We start from the raw sequence: 20,774 nt of genomic DNA on the forward strand, positions 1-20,774 counted from the left end.
ATTAAAATGCTCTTTTTAATCTTTTAATGTTTGGTATGAAAATCCACACACTTAGCATGGTTATTACAGCTAATGCTGCACCTATAATAAAGGCAGGAGTGTAATTTCCGCCACTTGTTAACCAAGGAACTAAGTATGTTAATCCTGCGGCACCCAATTTGGCTGCCATACCTGAAAAACCTGATAATGTTCCTACTGTTTTTCCGTTGAAAATATCACTAGGTAATGTTTGTATATTACCAATAGCCGTTTGGAATCCAAATAGTATAACAGCCATTATTAATACGGCCGTTGTTGGACCACCTGGGCTAGCCATTGCGAATAAAGCAGGGAGCATAATGACACAACCCAAGGAGATGACCATTTTTCTTGTTTTATCCACTGTCCATCCTTTTTTAAGTCTGTTTTGTGCTAGTAAGCCACCAAACCAAGCACCAAACATGGCACCAACGTAAGGTACCCATCCATAAAGTCCAATGGCCTGTACGTTCATTCCGTAGACCTCATTTAAATAAATCGGTATCCAGAATACAAATAACCACCAGATGGGGTCAATGGCCGCAGTAGCTAAAATCACACCCCAGCTTTCTTTATGTCCTAATAACTCTTTAGTATCAGGATTATAGGTGTCAGCATCAGTTTCTTCGCTTTGATTTAGCTGTCCGCTTAAAATATATTCACGCTCGCTTTCAGTTAACCAAGGGTGTTTTCCTGGTGGTGATTTTACTAAAACAAACCAAGGCACCAACCAAAGTAAACCCACTAATCCTACAAGGATGAAAATATATTGCCAACTAAAATAGATGGAAAGAAATGCAATCATTGGTATAGAAATGATACCTCCTATAGCCGCTCCTGAGTTAAACAAACCTTGAGCAAATGCTCTTTCATTTGTTGGAAACCACTCTGAATTGGCTTTGGCAGCTCCTGGCCAGTTTCCTGCTTCTGCAATTCCTAAGATAGATCTAAAAAGTGCGAATATTCCGAAAGAGGTTGCTAAGGCATGAAGGGCGGTAGCTAATGACCAAACCCCTATCGATAATGCAAACCCTAAACGAGTTCCTATCCAATCAAATATTTTACCAAATATGGCTTGACCAAAAGCGTAAGAGAATACAAATATTATTGAAATATAGGAATAGATCTCTTTTCTTTCGTCACTGGTTTTATCGGGATATAAGTCATCTGCAATATCAGGCCAAAGCACATTTAGTGTTTGTCTGTCGATGTAATTAATTACAGTCGCAAATGCTATAAGGCCTATAACCCACCAGCGTAATCCGTTTACTTTCATGTTTTTCTATTTTAGGGATAAGTGCATCTCATAAGTTAGGGAAGGTTTATAAAAAATCTTCTCTAACGGGTGAGAAAAAGTCCAGTAATACGCCTTCTTCAATGCATACCGCTCCATGGGGAGCATGGGGTTTAATATAAAATACGTCACCAGTTTTTAATTGCTGAGTTTCGTTGTCGATTGTTACATCAAAAACCCCACTTTCTACATAAGAAGTTTGGCTATGGAAATGATCATGAATAGGACCAATTCCACCTTTTTTGAAGTGTACTTTTACGATCATTAGACTATCGTCATACGCCATGATTTTTCTTTTAACCATGTCGTTTAATTCTTCCCACTCCATGGAGTTGTCTTTAACAAATGCTTTTTGCAAATTTTCTGTCATTTTATTCTTGTTTATTATGAAAAGGCTAATCCTCCGTTTATGTCTATGTTATTTCCTGTGATAAATGAAGATTCATCCGTGGCTAAATAGGCTACTAAATCAGCAACTTCTTCTGGTCTTCCTTCTCTTCTTAATGGTGTACTTGCTGCAACTTTAGTTCTTACTTCGTCTTTAGTGAAAGTATCGTGAAAAGTTGTCGCTATCATTCCAGGACATAAGGAATTTACTCTAATGCCTTGTGGTCCTAATTCTTTGGCCATAGCACGTGAGAAAGTCATTACTGCTCCTTTTGAAGATGAGTACGCGGCGGAACCGGCTCCCCCTCCATCTCTTCCTGCTTGTGAAGCAAAGTTGATGATAGAAGAACCTTGAGGCATATACGGTACTACTGCCTTGGTTAATAAAAAGGCAGTATTGAAATTTAATTTAAAAACGGTGTTTACGAAATCTTCGTCCATTTCTGCAAGTGTTTTACGAGCGACTAAGCCACCTGCGTTATTGACTAAAATATGTATATCAGAACCAAAAGCCGCTATAGTCGCTTTTACCAATTGGTCTACTTCAACTGGTTTGGTCATGTCTCCTTGAAACAATATGGCTTCACCGCCTATCGCTTCAATTTCTTTCATAGTTTGCTCAGCAGCATCTTTTCCTCCAAAGTAATTCACTACCACCTTAGCTCCCATAGAAGCTAATTTTAAGGAAGTCATCTTTCCGATATCTCTTCCCCCTCCGGTTACAATAGCTACCTTATTTTTTAATTTTGTCATTCTTATTTTGCGGTTAAATTGAAATAAAATGGCCCTTCCCAATGAAGATTGGACCCATTATAGTTGATTACATGATTGCTACTATAATCTTTATTGGCAATTGCCAGAATGCCTTCATTGTCGTCCGTCTTTATTTTTAAGACGGTATATTTTTCGTTGTCAATTTCTACACTAATAGACCTTATCTTTCCATAAGGATCGATGGCTCTTTCATCTATTGGAGAATAAGCTCCGTGCGTTTCGGTAACACTAGCAAAAGAAGTAGTGGTCGCATTCTTTCTTCTTAGAATTAAAAGAGGGTCTCTCCTTAAATTGAAACTAGGATCTGTGGCACCCACTCTCCCAGCTATAAACTCATCATTTTTATGTGTTGCCGCCGTGTAAGTATAAAATTGACCTTGATTTAGCCAGCTAAATTGCATGTTGGATCCATCTAAAATAGCTTCTGCTTCTTTCCAGATATGCTGATAGCCATTTGCCGAACCTAACTTTTCTAAAGCAGTAGGAATTTGATATTCGAAGTTGGTAGAAAGCCATTGACCTTGGTAATAAAGAGGTAGGTCATATTGATTTGGCTTGTCACTATTGACTTTGAATAAGTCAATAGTTAACGCATTACCAAAAAACGATTCGTCCATCATAAACAGTGTTCTAGTCATCTTTATGCCCTTATAAGCATTGGTGTCTGAAGCGGAAATAACCTGAATCTTAGGACTCGAAATATCTTTGAAATTTAGATATGGGGCATATAATTCGGCCACGTCTGTATTGCCACCAAAATGTGATGTTTCGTTTATTACCAATGTATTATGAGCAATACTTTGTTTAGCAAAAGTGTTGTTTTCTTTGAGGTATCCACCACCACCTTTTTGTTCGATATTAACAAATCGTGCCATCCCGTAATCTTGAACAACTTCAAAGCCATCATTATAAAAGGAGTAGGAGAGTTTGTCAAAATGACCGTGTCCCATTCCTTGTGAACCGAATTTGAAAACGAGTTCTTCTCCTTTGGTGGATCTCAAAATGCCTAGAGCACCCATATCTCCGTCTTTACCATCTTTTATAACCATCGATTTTCTCACCATTGGTTTAGCTTTCGGTAGGTCTAAACCTACCGCCATTCCCGTGGCATCCAAATTAACGGCATTTTGAGTTTTCGCAATAGAAAGTAAGCTAGGATCTTTTCCTCCATAATAATAAGCGATGTCAACAGCTGAAATTAAGGAAGAATTATAAATGGACATGCCTTTTTGAGCATCATTTAGAGGGAAGAAGTCTCCTTTTTGGTTACTCTCGCCCAATAAGGTATTGACAGATTTTAATAGGGAACCATCACGATATTTAAAAATCCCTAATTCTGGTTTTACGTTTTCTAAACCTACTGCAAAAACTAAAAATGGATATATGGCGTAGCGGTGATAATAAGGACCTTCAGAATATAAGCCGTCAGGAGAGAATAAACCATCTATTTGTGCCAAAAATCCTTGTGTGTCAGATTTAATAAGTGCTCCATCGTTATCGTGGGCGGTAGCACTTAAGCCGTCTTCATCTAAACCATATAGAGCGTTTTGGACAAGTTTTTCATCACCAATAGCAAGCCCAGTAAGCCCAACGGCGGCACAAGCCCAAGTGCTGTGGTTATGAATCCTGTTAAAAAACTGCGGGTTTCCAGTGGAAAGGAACTCCGCATAAGGTCTTAAAAGTTGTGCTTCAATTAGTTTTCTATCTCCATTATTCAACCATTCATATATACTGTCATAGGCTTGGCTTACACTTACCAGCCAGTTGGCGTCATTAAGACATTGCCAGAAAAGTTTCCCTCTAGAATATGACTTTTTAGAAGGGTGTAGGCCTAAGGTGGGGAAAAGTTCGGCATATTTAAAAAGCATCTGTTTTATAAACATGGCGTATTTCTCGTCTCCCGTAATTCTATATAAGGAACCTGCCTGCTCCATAAGGAGGTAGTTTTTTCGGTGGGTTTCGTGGGTATATCCGCCGGCTAAATCTTTAGGTACTGGCACATCAAATCCTGCAGCGATTTCTGCATCAAGATTAGCCTTGGTTTCAGCTAGTGTTTGGTCAAACAAGGGAGCCTTACCTAAATTCTTTTTTATATAAATGAGCTGCTCATTATTAATAATAATATGCTTATGATTTTGCCCAAGTACTGTGCAACTGCCTAGAAATAAGACAAGCGAAATGCTGTATACGATATTTTTAATCATCTTAAACCTATTTTTTTGCCGTTATCACCTATTTTATTTTTTTGGTCATTCCATATATTGGAACTTGAGTATCCTTCTCCAATGACATTTATCTTTTGAGTTCTGTCTATCACGCAGTCATGAATTACATTGCTGGGTTCTCCTACGGTAAGTGTGATGTTAAATTCCCCCGTATTTTTAAAGACACTGTTTTTAATGTCCACCTCCTGAACGCCATATAGGTTTAAAGCTCCTTCCGAGTTAGTGTTACCCACATTTTCAAACATGGAATTGCTCACCTCAAGTATACCTGCGGTGGTGCTTTCATCTCTGCCTCCGCGGTACATGTTAATGGCAGAACCTTTAATGTCTTTGAATGTGCAGTTTTCTATAGTTACAGACTCCGCATTGTAAATACCGATATCGTCGGTTTCTTTATTTAGGGCTAATACGTCTCCAGAGATACTGCTAAACGTAGAATTCTTAAATGAAATACTGTCTGCAAAAGTGGATGGTGCTACATAAAGCACGTTGAAATAATTATTGATATCCAGATTTCGGAAGTCGCAGTGGTCTACTAAAAGCTTGTAGTTTTTGTTCATAGAATACTTGCTGGTAGCAATAACAGCATTCAATGAGGCATCAGGAGCTTCTTCTCCATCTATAGAAAGACCTTCTAATTTTAAGCTACCACCGTTTTCTATTTTAAATAAGTATTTAGTCTCAAATAACAGATTAGCTTTTTCCTTCCCATTGCTTTTTATGGTTAATGGGTGGTGTATGAAGATGCTTTTTGAAGTGTTGTACAGAGCAGAAGCATCTAGCAATAAAATATCGCCAGGACTTGATTTTTCAACGGCCTCTTGAAGCGTGTTAAGCCCAGCGGCTACCTTTATCAATTTTCCAGAGTTAAAGGGAACGTCTATCGTTTCAGACTTATACCATTTAGCACCTGTGTTGCCTCTACTTGCAAAATCTTCAGTAATATTTGCTCCCAAATTTGAAGGAAGGTTTTTAGGAACTAAGAGACCATTAGCGGCTCTTTCAAAGGTCATTTTTTTAGATAGAAACCCTACCTCTGTAGGCTTTTTAACCTCAGGAGATACCACATTATTACTAAAATTCAATCCAGAGATATCGTCAAAAATGCCGAATATATCAGAAGATTTTGAAGAGAAAATGTTGTTGGCTATAGTGGTGGAAGTAGGCGTTTCACTTCTTTCAGAATCGCTGCCCGCACAGAGTTCTATATGTGCACAGTCTATGAGCGTGTTATTTATTATTTTAGAGTCTTTTACAGAAACATATCTATTTAATGGAGAGTTAGGAACACCATTCATGACGGTGATGGCTCCTTTAAATCTATTTCCTGTAATACCTTCTAGGTAATTGTTAATAACGGTTTGTTTTTCATTGATAACTCGAATTCCGCCAGTGTTGGTTACACCATTACCAATTAAAACGTTTCCTTCAACGTGTGTTTCGTTTCCGTGACGCATGGTTAAAGTGCCTTTACACTCAAAGAAGGTGTTAAATCTATAGGTATTTTGTCCTGATTTATTAGAGATGATTTCTTGCTCTCCATCACACCTGTCGAAGTAATTATACGCTACCACAGATTTTGAATTCATCATAGAAAAGTGACTGGTGCCAATTCTCATTGTTTCACCACCATTTGAGCCCAGGTTTTGACGTGGCCCAAAATAGTTGTGGTCAATTAAATGGTTGTTTTCAACGCTTTCAGGACTGTTTAACCTTACGGTTAAGGTTACACCTTGTGACCTTTTATTTAAAAAACTGCAGTGGTCTATTCTGTTGTTTTTGCCGTAAAGCACTGCCCAAGCTTGTCCATCATATCTTTCTGGTCCGTTAAAGTTATCAATGACTACTTCTGTAAGTCTACAGTTATTGGCTAGCGTTTTAGAATCCTTTTTGAAAGAAATAACTTCCGAAGTAGGAGAGAAGCCATTTTTGAATACCAATCCTTCCACAATCAGGTATTCCCCAGAAATTCTCAGATTAGAAGACTGCTCTATGGTGACTTTTCCTTTTTCTTGAGCCTTCAGCGTTATAGGACTTGCTTTAGTACCTGTAGCTTCAAAAAGGATTTCAGTATTGTTCCATATTCCATTGGTCATGATGATTACGTCTCCAGGCTTTGCCGTTTTTATGGCTTTATTAAGCTCATCATTTGAAGAAACAAGTTTCTCTCCTCCGAATGACTTTAAGGATAAGAAGAGGAGAAATATGATTAATTTTTTCATAGCGGGTTGATTAGATAAATGGAGTGAAACGAATCTGGCTCCTTTCGATTTAATGAATATTCTAGGGTTTGAGTTAACAAGCTTTAGTATAAACCACTTTACCATAATAGCATGTCTTAACTAAACGTCCATTTTTTTGTAAAAAGTTTAATTTCATAGCGTCGATAGTTAAGTTTAAATATTAGAATATTACTATTTAATAGAGAGGGATATAGTTATGCTGTCCCTTGAATACATTATAAAATTAGGGATAGAAATGAGAAAATCAACCAGAATACTCAAATAAAAACATGTAAAAGTACAATATATTTATGAAAACGTTTCCGGTAACGTTTGTATTGTTAGAATTTATTTACTAGTTAATTATTGGTAAACTCCAATTTTAAGGTATATTTTATTTTCACAAGATAGATGTGAGATTTTGAGCTTTTATTTAACATTTGATAACTTCAAAGCATTTCTCATAAAAATACAATTTTGTAATTTTTTAAATGAAAGGGAAAGAGCCAATCATAAAACTAAAAAGAGATATAATTAGGTGATTTTAGGGCTACGGTTTGTGAAAGCTTAAAGAATAATTCTTGAGATAGCTCATTTGTTTTGAAAAATGCTACCTACAACTTTAAGTGCTTTTTTAAATTCACCCAAGCACTAATAAATGAGGAAAAAGTCGCCATTTACATTGCTCTCGGTCAAGTCATGTTGTTAGATTTTAACAATAGTTCTTGCCCTTATATAAACCCTCTTTTCCGGTGCTCTAATACATCCTTCGGATTTAGGGGAGGGGATTTTTTTATAACCCTATAAAAAAAGCAATCCGATAAAGAAATGAATATTCCTTATCGGATTGGGGTAGTTTAAAATATCAATACTGACCTGATATTTTAAATACGAGCAAATATTAAATACCTTTTGTTTAAGGATTCTTAATGGTGTTATGCGTTTTTAGCCATTCTTCTCCTTTTTTATCTAAAAAGAAATCCATCCAGACATAATACATTTTTTTCCCTTCATCCACCTTTACAGAATGGCTAGAACCTAATGGAATATGAAGCAAAGAGTAAGCTGGGAGGTTTACTTTGGCATCATCTGCAAAAACCACCACATCATTATCGGTAAGGCCAAGAAACAATTGCTCTAACATGGCGTGTTCGTGTGGGTCAACCTTGTCGGGACCCGAAGTTTGAACTGTCCCCATAGCTATTCTTGGTATATATTTATTTGGAAAAATAGTCCTACTTATCGTATTAGGACTTTTGATAGGTTCCGTATAGGCTTCGCAATCGGTGAATTTCCTGAAATATACTTCTTGTGTATTTCTCTTCGGAAACTCCTTCAAGTCCAGCTTATCTTGTAGAGTTAGTAAGCTTGATATCTTTAAAAAAAGAAGCGTATCATTTTTTTCTGGATGTATGGTAATGTGTTTTATTGCGTTTTGAACTAGAATGGTTTCTGGTTCAATGTCATATTTTTCCTTATTGGCTGTGATTTTTCCTGATCCTTTTATGAAAATATAAATGTCTCTGTAATTATCATCTTGAAACTCTTTTTTAACGATATCTCCCGTTAAAGAAACTTGTGTGACTTTGATTCCTCCAATTTCATTCTCTAGTATTGTTTTGCTATACTCTTTTGTCCCTGACGATAATTTAGTGTATAAATGCTCTATTGGAATTTCTTGAGCCTTACACAGAACAGAAGATGTTAATAGAACTGTTAAAGCTATAAAAGTGATTTTTATTTTCATTAATTTCAATTGCTTGGTATTATTGCTCATAGTGAAAATTATGTCATTATAAGTCAATTTTAATCAGGTGATTTTGATCCATCTCCAAGTGGGGCTTCAGACTACCTTTGATGGTAATTTGAAACCCCAACTCGAAGTAAAGATCTCAGTAAAATGAATTACTGATTATTCAACCCATGAATAAATTTAGTAACCTGGGTTTTGAGGTAACAGGTTAGAATTTCTTACTAATTCATTAGCAGGTAATGGAAATAGGTAATCTCTATTTGATTGAAAATTTGGTTTAGCTCCTTCTAATCCAGAAGCACTAAAAACACCATTTGGACCGTCACCTAATTTTCTTCTAGCTATATCGTACCATCTTTTAAACTCAAATGCCAGTTCCCATTTACGTTCTTCTAAGACCATAGTTCTAAAAGCATCTTGGCCTAAACCAGAAACATCTGCAGGGAAACTTCTAGGCGTACTTCCCGCTGCTCCAGCTCTGGCTCTGGCTCGAACTCTGTTTACATAAGCTGCAGCCTCCGCAGAGCCTGGAGTAATTTCATTTAAGGCTTCAGCAGCAATTAACAAGACTTCGGCATAACGCATCATGATGTAGTTACTTTTTGTAGTTCTACCATTTCCTTCTGCTGCTGGTCCTGCTTTGCGGGTGAATTTTGCGATATGAGGGCGGTTATCACCGGCAGAGAAGAAGGTTGTGAATTTGGTATATGGTTCTACCTTGCCTTTAAAAACGCCTGTAGTATCTAAACTAACTGATTTTCTGTAGTCTTGACCATTCCAAGCTTTATACACACCTAAAGAAGGAACAGAGACAGACCATCCGCCACCATAACCGTATTGGTCATCCGCTCTAATACCTGTAAACGCTGCTTGATAATCTCTACCTTGGTCACCATTTGACAATCCAATAAAATCTATTACAAATAATGGCTCTTTAGAAGCATCTATCTTTGTCACATCAAACAAATTCTGGAAATCTGATTCTAAACCTAAGTTATAGGTAGCTTCATTAGCGATAACTTCTTTAGCTTCTGAATAGGCCATTTGATAATTTCCCATTGTTAAATACACATCTGCCAAAAATGCACTAGCGGCAGATTTAGCTGGTATAGCTCTTGAAACTTGCGTATTTGGCAACCATTGTTTGGCAAACATTAGATCTGCGATGATGTTTGCATATACTTCATCAGCTGAAGTTTTGCTAATGGTTGAGGCGGCTTGTATATCTGTTACGGGCTTAGATAAGTAAGGGATGGCTCCAAATTGTCTTACTAAATGGAAGTACACAAATGCTCTCGCGAAATAAGCTTGGGCTACAATTTTGTTTTTTGCACTTTCATCTGCTTTTACTAATTCTGCTCCGGCAATAGCCTGATTCGCGGCACCAATAATTTGATAAGCCTTTGGCCAATAACTTGAAATGTTTGCATTATCAGCTAGAAGAGATACATCATTAAACTGGACTCTTTCAGCATTGGTAACATTCTTGTTAAGATCTACCATATCACTTCGCAACATAAGAGACATAGACATCTCTCGAGACATAAAAAAACGATGTTCCATGTGGCCATAAGCACCATTTACGGCAGTCTGTATATCACCTAAAGATGTAAAAAAGCTTTCTGGAGCTAGTAAACCAACAGGCTCCTCTCCTAATTTCGAACATCCCATTGTGGTTATCCCTAACAACAAGAATAAGATTTTAATATTTTTCATATTCGTAATAATTTTAAAATTTTAAATTAAGGCTGAAATTCACAGATTTAACGGTCGGGAAGTTTCCGAAATCAAACCCTTGAGTTGTATTGCCTGAAGAAGAATTTCCTCCGCCAGCACCGAAATAACTCACTTCAGGATCAAGGCCTGAGTATTTCGTAAATGTTAACAAATTCTGTGCACTAACAGAAAACCTAATATTCTCCATACGCATTTTTTGAGCAAAAGCGGAAGGAAAATTATAGCTCAAAGCAACGTTCTTCAATCTTGTGTAGCTACCGTTTTCTACAAAACGTGAAGAAATTTCTCTTCCTCTATTTCCTACTGCACGAGGTATATTGGTGTCTGTATTTGTTGGCGTCCAAGAATCTAAGACATCTCTAAGAGCGTTAGAGTCACCATTTAACAGCTGAACTTTAGTTAGGTTAAAAACATCTCCACCGTAAGCACCTTGAAAAAAGATGTTCAAGTCAAAGTTCTTATAAGAGAAATTGTTTGTAAGACCCATTGTGAAATTTGGGTTCGGGTTTCCAATTATTTTTTGATCATTCGTATTGATTACGCCGCTACCATCCACATCGGTAAATAATGGATCTCCTGCTTTTGCACCTTGAAAAGTAGCTGTACCTGCTGGTAAGTTATCTCCTTGATAAACACCTTGATATTCATAGCCCCAAAAAACACCTGCAGCTTCACCTTCTCTTAAAACGTGAGTACGAGCAACACTAAAATATCCTGGAGAAGCATCTAAGAATACATCTATGCCATTAATCAAGGATACCACCTTATTCTTGTTGGTTGACCAGTTTAAATCTGTAGACCAGCTGAAATCATCTTTATTAATGTTTCTGGTATTTAAAGTAACTTCAAATCCTTTGTTATTAATCTCTCCCACGTTTCTGATACTAGCCAATGTCTGAAATCCAAGATATTCTGGCTGACTTTGGTCTGCTAAAAGAAGATCTTTGGTATCAATGTTATAATAATCTAAGGCTAGTGCTACTTTATTATTGAAAAGACCTAAATCCACACCAATATTTGTTTGGTAAGAAGTTTCCCATTTTAGATTAAGGTTGGCCGATTGATCTGGCACAACCGCATTCACTGATTGTCCATTAATTCCAGTAAAAATAGTCGCAAATTTTGCTAAAGATTGGTAGGCATCAATGGCCTGGTTACCCGTTACACCATAACTAGCTCTAAGTTTTAAGTTAGAAATGCTAGTACTGTTTTTCAAGAACTCTTCATTGGATATTCTCCATCCTAAGGCACCAGAAGGGAAGATGGCATATTTGTTATTGGCAGCAAAGTTGGATGCACCATCTCTTCTTACCGTAGCAGTAACTAAATATTTATCATCATAATCAAAATTTAATCTTCCAAATTGAGATTGAATTTCTTGTTCCGTAAAAGAAGAAGTAGGTACAGTAGTCACTGAACTTCCGGCCAAATTATAGAAAGAAAAGCTATCTGAAGTAAAACCGGAAGCACCTGCGGCAAATCTTTCTGTAGCCGTTTTTTGATAAGAATAACCGGCCAAAAGAGCTAAATTACCTTTTCCTATACCTCTAGTATAAGTTAAGTAATTCTCATTCAGTATGTTGGTTTTTCTAAAGTTTGATATACTTGCTTTTCCTCCGGTACCACCACCAGCAGTAATAATTAATGTAGATGGTCTAAAAAGGCCAAAAGTCTCGTTTGAGGCACTAAAGCCTAAGGTAGTCTTGAAAGTAAGGTTTTTAATAATATCATAATTGGCATAAAGGTTGGCTCTATACTGATCATTTTTAGTATTGTTTACACTTTCCGTGGCAACAGCATATGGATTATCAATGTTATCACCAATAGAGTTAGTTGAGTTTAAACCGTTAGCATTTTTAACACCTAAATCAGGCATAAATCTAAACATCAAGGAAATTACATCGTCACCACCACCATTGGCAGTTTCACCGGTTGATTGTGTAGGAACACCATCTTTTTCAGACCTATTGCCAAAAAGATTAAATCCAAGTTTCAGTTTATCAGTAACTTGTGAATCAATATTTGACAAGAAAGTTATTTTTTCAAAATCAGAATTCGTAATTACTCCATTCTGCTTAAAGTAATTGGCTGAAGCATAAAAATTGACATTATCTTTTCCGCCAGAGAAAGAAAACTGATGGTTTTGAGTATTACCAGTTCTGTACAATAAATCTTGCCAATCTGTATTTGCAGGACCTTGAACATAATTAGGATTAATGGATTGCTGATAAGCTGCAAATTCATCTGCATTTAGTAGATCTAGTCTATTTGCGGTATTTTGAACTGAATAGTTTGAATTTAATTCAACAGACAATTTACCATTTTTACCTTTTTTAGTCGTAACCATAACGACACCATTGGATCCTCTAGACCCATATATTGCTGTGGCAGAGGCATCTTTTAAAACCTCTATAGAGGCTATATCGTTAGGTTGAGGCATTGTGGCACCCACAAAACCATCCACAACAATCAGCGGCGTACTGCTTGCACTAATAGAAGTGTTACCTCTAATTTTTATGCTAATAGGAGCACCTGGCTCTCCACCATTATTGGACTGAACCACTACACCTGCTGCACGTCCTTGAAGGGCTTGTTCTGCATTTGCCAATGGAAATGCGTCTATTTCTTCTGCTTTAATGGACGATACGGAACCCGTGATGTCGCTCTTTTTTTGTGAGCCATAACCAACAACCACCACTTCTTCTAACAGTCCAGTGTCTTCCATAAGTACGATGTCAATTTTGCTTTGACTTCCTAAGGTTACTTCCATTTTTTTATAGCCAATGAAGCTAAACACTAAGGTTCCGTTATCTGGCGTATTTAAGGAGTAGTTTCCGTCAATATCCGTAATGGTACCCGTTGTTGTTCCTTTTACGGTTACGCTAACACCTGGAAGTGCCATGTTATCTTCACCCGAAGTTACTTTACCCGACACCTGTCGGTCTGCTGCAAAAGAAAATGACGCCAAAGCTGTAACCAATCCTATGGTTAAAATTGATTTTGTGAGCCATCTCATGTTAAGTACATGTTTTGAATTCATAATGTTAATTAAGGTTTTGAATATAAGAATAATGCAATATTAAGATTGTTTCAATAGTAATATTTAATGCTGTTTCTTATATAAAGTTACTAGCCTGAAGCACGTTTTCAAGGAGAATACTGAAATAAAAACACATAAAAGTACAAAAATAGACTGCAAACGTTTCCGGCAACGTTTGCATTTTTATTCTTATTTAACACTTAATTATTGGTAAACTACAATTTTATAACTTAATTTAGTTTTTGAAAATGTTAAGAGTGATTTAGAGCGTTTTTGAAAAATTATGGGAACCTTATGGGTTTCTGATAAAAATACAATTTCACATGTGTTTAAAACGAATTCATAAATGAAAGGAAAGGCACCAACCATAAAACTAATAGCCAAGGAACTTGGCGTTTCTATATCCACCGTTTCTAGAGCATTAAGAGATATGCCTGAAGTAAACCCTGAAACGAAAGAGCGTATTTTGAAGTTTGCAGAGGAGGTAGATTATCAACCCAATATGGTCGCTACTAGCCTCGTGAATCAGAATTCACGTTTAATAGGGGTTATCGTTCCAAACATGGATTACTTCTTTGCTTCTGCGGTTAAAGGGATTGATGAAGCGGCCATGGAGGCTGGATACACCGTAGTAATTAGTCAATCCAATGAATCTTATGGAAGGGAACTAGCCAATACACAAAGAATTATGAGTAGTCAGGTAGAAGGGCTTATAGTTTCTTTAAGTAGCGAAACTCAAAATACAGATCATATAAAGAAGATTCTTAAAAGGAATAAACCAGTGGTGTTTTTTGATAGAGATACACCGGATATTAGAGCATCAAAAGTGGTGCTAGATAATGAACTGGGTGCTTACAAAGCTGTGAAGCATTTGATCAATCAAGGCTGTAAAAGGATAGCATATTTAGGTGCTGAGAAAAACCTACAAATAAGTAACTCTAGAGAGCAAGGTTATTTAAAAGCATTAAAGGAGGCCAACATGAGCGTTGATGAGTCCTTAATAGTGCATGGGAAGTTTGAGAAAGACAATGCCTATCTTAAGACTATGGAGCTATTGCGTTCGAAAATAATTCCGGATGCCATTTTTGCCATTAGTGATAGATTAGCACTTGGTGCATATATGGCCATAAAAGATAAAGGATTGAAAATGCCCGAAGATATTGCTTTGGTAGGCTTTAATGATGAACCTATCATGAGTTTATTGTCACCTTCTATTTCAAGTGTTTCTCAGCCTGCTTTTGAAATGGGTAAAATGGCAGCTCGACTTTTTATAGAGCAACTAAATTCTGAAGAAGAATTTGAGCCACGAACCGAGGTTTTTCAACCCGAATTGAAGATTCGTGACTCATCTACTTTTTAATGTTCAGATCGAATTATTTCTCTCCTATCATTTTGTATACTTTACCATCATTCATGGAAAACAAATAAATGTCTCCATTATAATCTTGACCCAATCTCAATTTGGCATGACCGGAGTTAGTCATTTTTAAAAGCGTAGTCTCTTTTCCTTTCAGGGCAATTCTCATTTCTTTAAAATCAATGGCTTTTCCAGCCTTCATTTCACTTTCTTCAGCAAAGAATAGTCTGCCCTTTAAAATATCGCCAAAAATGTACTTTCCAGTTAAAGAAGGAATGTTTGTGCCGGTATAGACAAAACCACCACAAACGGCATTTCCTTCATCATGGTCATATTCTAATGTAGGGTAGGTGATACCATCCTTCATTTCGTCTTCGGTGAGTTTATATATTTTCCTAACACTCTCTTTCGGGTTTAAACCAAAAGACCCTTCTCTCTTAGGCCAGCCATGGTTAGCACCGGGCTCAACAACATATACCGATTCAATGTTATGTTGACCTATATTGGCCGAAATCATTTTACCCGATTTAGTCCATGTAAAACGATGCGGGTTTCTAAAACCATTGGCGTAAACTTCTTTAGCTATCTTTTCTCCTATGATATTCACAAAGGGATTGTCAGATGGAATGCCATACAATCCATTATCGCTATTATTTCCCATTGGGTTTATCCTTAAAATACTTCCCCAAGGAGAATGTTTTCCGGAGGTTACCTCAGGGGATTTCCTTTCTACAGCACCACCATCGCCTATACCTATGTATAGGTTTCCATAGTCTTTGTCACCTTTTTTAGCCGTAGGGTTAAAGTCAATGTTTTGCATACCATGAGCTTGTGTGGCCATGTCTATTCTAAACAATTCTCTATTCGTACCTTTAAAAGGAACATTTCCTGGAGCATCTGTTTTCCATTCTTGAATGATCCATTGCAGTTGGCTCGATAATTCTTCTGGTAAAGCGTAGTCTGCCTTTTCCGTATATTTTGGCTCTGTATGCGTAGTATAAAGCAAACCATTATTTTCGAAATCAGGATGAAAAGCAAAGCTTCCAAAACCAGTAGCCCAACCCGACTTTTGCTTAAAGTTTGGCATTAATGCCTGCATGTCCATGTACACTTCTGGCTTATTGTTTTTTACACGATAGAGTTTACCGTTAATATCCAAAACAAAAATATCATGCGTATTTGGTTGAGATTCCAGCTTAGTTATTCTTGTATTGGGTATCTCATCGTTAGAGGCCGGTATCTGAAATGCGAAATTAAGATTAACTACAAAATCCGCCTTTTCAATCTGCTGAGGAATGGGGTCTTCCAAAATACCCTCTTCGTTAATATCAACAGGTTTTGGTACATCTTTATAAGTATGTATAAAGGATACTAGACTTGATAATTTATCCTTTCCTAGCATAGCGTAGGAAGGCATTACGGTTTTGTATTTTTTCTGAAGATCAATAGCTCTGGCATTTCCAGTGTCAATAACTTTCTTTGGATTAGAAATGAAATCCATAATCTCTTCGGAGCTTAGTTGCTTTGTCAAGCCAGCCAAATTAGGTCCAATACCATCTCTTTCAAAATTATGACATGCCGCACAGTTACTTTCAAAAACGTTTCTACCTAAATTTATAGAGGCTTCTGAGGCTGTATTGCTGCCACCTTTTATTTGCTTTGTAGCATTCTTACAACTTTGAAAACTGGCTAAGCATAGAAATAAACCAACAAACCACACCTTTTTCAGGGTTTTCGTGCCTTTAAGATTGATCATTCAACTACTAATGGTTTTAATTCTTTCTTAAATTTATTTCCCATACCAGAATTATTAGGCTCATAAGCATCTACAAATTCAGCATTGGCTCCATTCTCTGGAATATCAGCTTCTTTTCCTAAAGCCCAGTAGATACCATTTAAAGCTAGTTTTCTCATAGACTCCTTTTTGAAATCATAAGGATGCCCTAAGGTGGTGAAAAACACTCTAGCAGGCGTACCACTCTGTCCTGTGTATGTTTTGGTCCATGCCACTGGATTAGTTAATGGAAATTTGTCTAGCACTCCTTTGGCTTCATGATTTGACTTTAAAGAAAGACCTTCTAATAGCGGTTTGCTGTCGCCAGATAATTTCCAATCCCCGCCATCCACATGGTAAAGCCATGAAAAGGCGTCAAAAGGTTCTACACCATTTAAGATTGGTGATTTAACATTTGGTAATAAACTCACAGAAGTTAATTCTCCATGACCATCGGCAAAATGTCCGTGATGGGTTATCCATTGCTGACCAAAAACTTTGGTTGGCCATTCGTTGTTGAGGTGCATCATGGTAGAATCATTTTTGTACATAAAAGTATGAGTGGTTGTTCTAAAACCTACCATTGGTTTTCCAGATTCGGCATAATCTGTAATGTATTTGGCTTCATCTTTCGGCAAAGCTCTGAACCTGGTAAACATCACCATCAAATCTGCAGTTTCTAAAGCTTCCAATCCCTGAATATGATCTAAGCGATTAGGGTCAGCATAGCCTGCACTGTCTACGGAGTAACACAGCGTTATTTTGGCGTTTAGATCTCTTTTTAGGATTTTGGCCAACATAGGCATAGATTCTTCTGAGCGGTATTCTTCATCACCTATTACAAAAACAATATGGGGTGGTTTCTCAGTTTTAGCTTTTGAACTGGTACATGAGCTAAAGCCTATGAATACAGCCGCAGCAATACTTAATACTCTTGAAAACATAAAATTATTCGGTTATAGGGTGTTCTTTTAGTAATTCTTCAGGTGTGTAAAAACCATCTTTCGATGCTATCTGTGCTCTAATATCCGCCACTTTCTTGCTCGTAATAGCACTTGCATTATTTCCAAAAGAGCCTCTTACATAGGTTAAAACGGATGCCAATTCATCGTCGGTTAGCATGGCTCCAAAAGGTGTCATCGGAACCTGACCAGGATATTGTTTACCACTAACGGTGATGGGACCATAAATGCCTTTCATAACCAATTTTATAAGGCGATCTTCACTACCAGATACCCACTCGTTTTTAGTCAATGGAGGGAATCCAGAAGACTCTAAACCTTTACCATTTGGCTGATGACAGGTGGCACAGAATCCATCTCTCTCAAAAATTTCTTTTCCGTTTAAAACAACGTCTCTTTTGGCCACACTTTCAACCAGAGGAGCCACTTTATCTGGGTTTTCTGTCGGATTAAAAGGAACCATATGATCTATTACGGCCTGATAGGTTTTGTCCATCCAGTCGTCTAGAGGCTGTTCTCCAGCTATTTTGAGTATTTCTTTTGAAGAGGTATCATCCAACCATGAACCTGCTACAAAAGCTTCCAGTCTTACTCTGCCATGTGGGTCGGCAGCCGCTATTTTCAATAAGTCTAGCTGGTCTGGTATTTCATTTCCTGAATATCTTAGGACTTTTACTGCCGCAGCTCTTACTTTATGATCTTTAGCAGCCAGTGCTTGTTTTAGTACATCTTCATCAATCTTATTCAAACCCCAGCTTACCCAAAGTCCTTCTAATAGGTTATGCTCATAATTCTTATCAGACTTGTCTAAGTTAGCTAACCATGTTTTCAAGGCTGAAAGCACTTCATCTTGGTTCTTCTCTCTTAATACTCTTCTGCTTCTATATCTCGTTCTGTATTCTGGAAGTTTGAGATTGTCCAATAACTCCGTGATATTGGCACCATAAACTTTAGCAGGAGTCACCAGCGGTCTTGAAGGATACGTAATTCTATATATTTTGCCATGAACGTGGTCACGCAGTGGGTCTCTTGCATTATGCTGCATGTGTCCTACTAATACGTTATGCCAGTCTGCTAGATATAAAGAGCCATCTGGAGCAAACTCCATATCCACAGGTCTAAAATTGGTATCAGAGCTTTTAACTAAATCCATTCTGTGTTTAGATTTATAACCCGTGCCATCATCCACCATAGTGTGCATTTTGGTTCCTAAAAAACCAATGGTGTTATTAATCAGGAAATCACCTTGCACTTCATCTGGGAAATGTCTGCTATGAATAAATTCCAAGCCAGAAGTAGGTCTTACACGATGTGCATCTTCAATCAAGTTTCTAGAACCTGGATTTGACAATCCGTATTTAGATTTAATGGTTCCAGGCATCATCCAGTTCATGTCTGGACCAGAAGTATGTGCAAAAAAGTTCTGTCCCCACTGGTCAAAAGCTATTCCCCATGGATTAGGTATAGACAGCTGAGCGGTTCTTTCTAGTTTATGTTTTTGTGGAGAATATCTATAAAAACCACCATTGGTAGCTCTAACGGTACCATAAGGCGTTTCTACATTGGTATGTAAAAAGACACCTTCTCCCATATAAAGAGCTCCAGAAGGGTCTGCACAAAATGCACTTATGACGTGGTGGGTGTCGTGGTCGTCAAAACCGCTTAATACTATCTCAGACTTATCAGCTACATCGTCACCGTCGGTATCGGTATATAATTTTAGGTTGGTTCCTTGAGAGATATAGACACCTTCTGGTGCAAACTCAAAACCAGCAGGAATGTGAAGCTTATCCGCAAAAACGGTCAACTTATCCGCTTTGAAGTCGCCGTCAGTATCTTCTAAGATTATTAATTTGTCGTTTGGTCTAGCATCACCCGGTTTATAATGAGGGTAGGTAGGCATTACAGCCACCCAAAGTCTGCCTTTATTATCGAAAGATATTTGTGAAGGATTGGCCAACTCCGGAAATTCTGCTTCAGAAGCGAAAAGGTCAATCTTGTAACCCGGAGCCATGGTAAAGGCGTCCATGATTTCATCTTTATCTAAATACCTCGTCTTATCTTTAAGCTTGAAGTTCGTTTCTATGGTATGTAGGTCTTGCGTTTGGGCATCTGCCGCCGCTAAATCGAAAGGTTTTCCATTCACCGTCTGCCATATTAAGGTATCTCTTATGGCGGTCATTTGTCTTACCTTAATCAATTCCTCTGGATAATTATCGCTTCCAAAAGGATCATACCTCCTTCCATAAACGTGAACGCCATTAGGGATTTTATAGTCATTATGCCAGAACCAGTTTTTCTCCAAAACCGACTCTTTAACGACTTCTCTTAAGTCCTCATTTTTAACAGAAGCTTTTCCAAAAACACCATCTACTAGTAATTCAGAGAATCTTTTATATCCGTCGTCATTTAATTGTTGACCGTTACTGGTTAATTGCTCCCCTGAAACGAACCAGTCTTGTGAAGGAGTGAAGGCATCCAAGAAAAGCACCTCATATTTACCAGCTACTTCTTCAATAGCCTTTGCGTACATGGCTAAATTTTCGTTTTCGGCTTTGCCATTTGGTAAATCATATTTATCCGAAAGGTCTTGAAATGCTATAGGAGACACTAAAGCTAGCTGAGGAGCCAGTGTATCATTATATTTTTGAGCCAAAGTATGCTCAATAAAAGCAGAAAGTTCTGCCTTGAAATTATCTAATCCAGCTGCACCAGCATAAGATTCAGAAAAACCAAAGCATGCAATGATAATATCCGTTTTATGCTTGCCTATCCACTCATCTGGTGTTTCAAAATGACCTCGGCTGTCAGATTTCTGAGCTAAATCTGTTTGAAATTTTTCAGCACCAGGAAATGCCCAAGGAGAAACTCTTCCAGAATGAGGACGGAAGCCTGGTGTATCTCCGCCATCGCACATATTTCTTATGTATAGGTTTTTCTCAGGATTCCTAAGGTGCATTTCTGTCTCAAAATACCCATAGTTCAACATACTGGAGCATAGGTTATTTCCAATAAGTGTGATGTGAGCGTTTTGGGTGAGTTCAAGATAGTTTTTCTCTGGCTTGCAGCCAATAAAAACGATAGCTACCAAAAGGCAAAGGCTAAGGTTTCGAATGAAAGAATTTAACATTCAGATCTAAGTATTTATTATGATGGTTGAAATTTCGAATCAATTTATAATTTTTTTTTACAAATACAGATTCTTGAATGCGTCAATTCGCTTTAAAACGA

General features: G+C 37.4%; 12 protein-coding genes. 1 reads left to right on the forward strand and 11 read right to left on the reverse strand.

From position 1 onward, the window contains the following. Window position 1: 1 nt before the first annotated feature. From ACSBFT_RS04650 to ACSBFT_RS04685, 8 genes are all read right to left on the reverse strand, one after another. Complete coding sequence (locus tag ACSBFT_RS04650; RefSeq protein ID WP_463045412.1) at window positions 2–1,294, reverse strand: MFS transporter; 1,293 nt, start codon at window positions 1,292–1,294, stop codon at window positions 2–4. Window positions 1,295–1,340: 46 nt separating this feature from the next. Beyond that, the gene (locus tag ACSBFT_RS04655) at window positions 1,341–1,682 is read right to left on the reverse strand and encodes a cupin domain-containing protein (protein WP_463045411.1); all 342 of its coding nucleotides are present in this window, start codon (window positions 1,680–1,682) and stop codon (window positions 1,341–1,343) included. A 14-nt stretch (window positions 1,683–1,696) separates the two neighbouring features. Continuing rightward, window positions 1,697–2,452 carry an SDR family NAD(P)-dependent oxidoreductase gene (locus ACSBFT_RS04660; protein ID WP_489603717.1) on the reverse strand — a complete coding sequence of 252 codons (756 nt, stop codon included), beginning with the start codon at window positions 2,450–2,452 and terminating at the stop codon, window positions 1,697–1,699. 2 nt (window positions 2,453–2,454) lie between these two features. Continuing rightward, window positions 2,455–4,677 (reverse strand): heparinase II/III domain-containing protein, encoded by a 2,223-nt coding sequence (locus ACSBFT_RS04665; RefSeq protein WP_489603718.1) that lies wholly within the window; start codon window positions 4,675–4,677, stop codon window positions 2,455–2,457. Continuing rightward, window positions 4,674–6,920 (reverse strand): chondroitinase-B domain-containing protein, encoded by a 2,247-nt coding sequence (locus tag ACSBFT_RS04670; RefSeq protein WP_489603719.1) that lies wholly within the window; start codon window positions 6,918–6,920, stop codon window positions 4,674–4,676. Before ACSBFT_RS04670 ends, ACSBFT_RS04665 begins: the two co-directional genes overlap by 4 nt. Before the next feature lie 916 nt (window positions 6,921–7,836). After that, window positions 7,837–8,667 carry a cupin domain-containing protein gene (locus tag ACSBFT_RS04675; protein WP_489603720.1) on the reverse strand — a complete coding sequence of 277 codons (831 nt, stop codon included), beginning with the start codon at window positions 8,665–8,667 and terminating at the stop codon, window positions 7,837–7,839. A 186-nt stretch (window positions 8,668–8,853) separates the two neighbouring features. After that, window positions 8,854–10,389: a RagB/SusD family nutrient uptake outer membrane protein gene (locus tag ACSBFT_RS04680; RefSeq protein ID WP_463045406.1), complete on the reverse strand. Its 1,536-nt coding sequence runs from the start codon at window positions 10,387–10,389 to the stop codon at window positions 8,854–8,856. A gap of 13 nt (window positions 10,390–10,402) precedes the next feature. After that, window positions 10,403–13,450 (reverse strand): SusC/RagA family TonB-linked outer membrane protein, encoded by a 3,048-nt coding sequence (locus ACSBFT_RS04685; protein ID WP_489603721.1) that lies wholly within the window; start codon window positions 13,448–13,450, stop codon window positions 10,403–10,405. 346 nt (window positions 13,451–13,796) lie between these two features. Here ACSBFT_RS04685 and ACSBFT_RS04690 point away from each other — a divergent pair, with 346 nt between their 5' ends. Next, window positions 13,797–14,810, forward strand: coding sequence for a LacI family DNA-binding transcriptional regulator (locus ACSBFT_RS04690; protein ID WP_489603722.1), 1,014 nt, complete (start codon window positions 13,797–13,799; stop codon window positions 14,808–14,810). A 13-nt stretch (window positions 14,811–14,823) separates the two neighbouring features. Here ACSBFT_RS04690 and ACSBFT_RS04695 read toward each other — a convergent pair whose 3' ends face one another. From ACSBFT_RS04695 to ACSBFT_RS04705, 3 genes are read right to left on the reverse strand one after another with little or no spacing between them, the layout of a single operon-like run. Then, window positions 14,824–16,563, reverse strand: coding sequence for a PQQ-dependent sugar dehydrogenase (locus ACSBFT_RS04695; RefSeq protein WP_489603723.1), 1,740 nt, complete (start codon window positions 16,561–16,563; stop codon window positions 14,824–14,826). Then, window positions 16,560–17,525 (reverse strand): ThuA domain-containing protein, encoded by a 966-nt coding sequence (locus tag ACSBFT_RS04700; RefSeq protein ID WP_489603724.1) that lies wholly within the window; start codon window positions 17,523–17,525, stop codon window positions 16,560–16,562. Before ACSBFT_RS04700 ends, ACSBFT_RS04695 begins: the two co-directional genes overlap by 4 nt. Before the next feature lie 4 nt (window positions 17,526–17,529). Next, on the reverse strand, window positions 17,530–20,673 hold the full coding sequence (locus ACSBFT_RS04705; protein WP_489603725.1) for a PVC-type heme-binding CxxCH protein: 3,144 nt from the start codon (window positions 20,671–20,673) through the stop codon (window positions 17,530–17,532). Window positions 20,674–20,774: the final 101 nt, after the last annotated feature.

Source organism: Arcticibacterium sp. SM2516 (assembly GCF_057914865.1).

Bases quoted from the DNA above. Each gene is read 5' to 3' on its own strand.
- ACSBFT_RS04650 (WP_463045412.1), bottom strand. From the start codon at position 1,294: ATGAAAGTAAACGGATTACGCTGGTGGGTTATAGGCCTTATAGCATTT.
- ACSBFT_RS04655 (WP_463045411.1), bottom strand. From the start codon at position 1,682: ATGACAGAAAATTTGCAAAAAGCATTTGTTAAAGACAACTCCATGGAG.
- ACSBFT_RS04660 (WP_489603717.1), bottom strand. From the start codon at position 2,452: ATGACAAAATTAAAAAATAAGGTAGCTATTGTAACCGGAGGGGGAAGA.
- ACSBFT_RS04665 (WP_489603718.1), bottom strand. From the start codon at position 4,677: ATGATTAAAAATATCGTATACAGCATTTCGCTTGTCTTATTTCTAGGC.
- ACSBFT_RS04670 (WP_489603719.1), bottom strand. From the start codon at position 6,920: ATGAAAAAATTAATCATATTTCTCCTCTTCTTATCCTTAAAGTCATTC.
- ACSBFT_RS04675 (WP_489603720.1), bottom strand. From the start codon at position 8,667: ATGAAAATAAAAATCACTTTTATAGCTTTAACAGTTCTATTAACATCT.
- ACSBFT_RS04680 (WP_463045406.1), bottom strand. From the start codon at position 10,389: ATGAAAAATATTAAAATCTTATTCTTGTTGTTAGGGATAACCACAATG.
- ACSBFT_RS04685 (WP_489603721.1), bottom strand. From the start codon at position 13,450: ATGAATTCAAAACATGTACTTAACATGAGATGGCTCACAAAATCAATT.
- ACSBFT_RS04690 (WP_489603722.1), top strand. From the start codon at position 13,797: ATGAAAGGAAAGGCACCAACCATAAAACTAATAGCCAAGGAACTTGGC.
- ACSBFT_RS04695 (WP_489603723.1), bottom strand. From the start codon at position 16,563: ATGATCAATCTTAAAGGCACGAAAACCCTGAAAAAGGTGTGGTTTGTT.
- ACSBFT_RS04700 (WP_489603724.1), bottom strand. From the start codon at position 17,525: ATGTTTTCAAGAGTATTAAGTATTGCTGCGGCTGTATTCATAGGCTTT.
- ACSBFT_RS04705 (WP_489603725.1), bottom strand. From the start codon at position 20,673: ATGTTAAATTCTTTCATTCGAAACCTTAGCCTTTGCCTTTTGGTAGCT.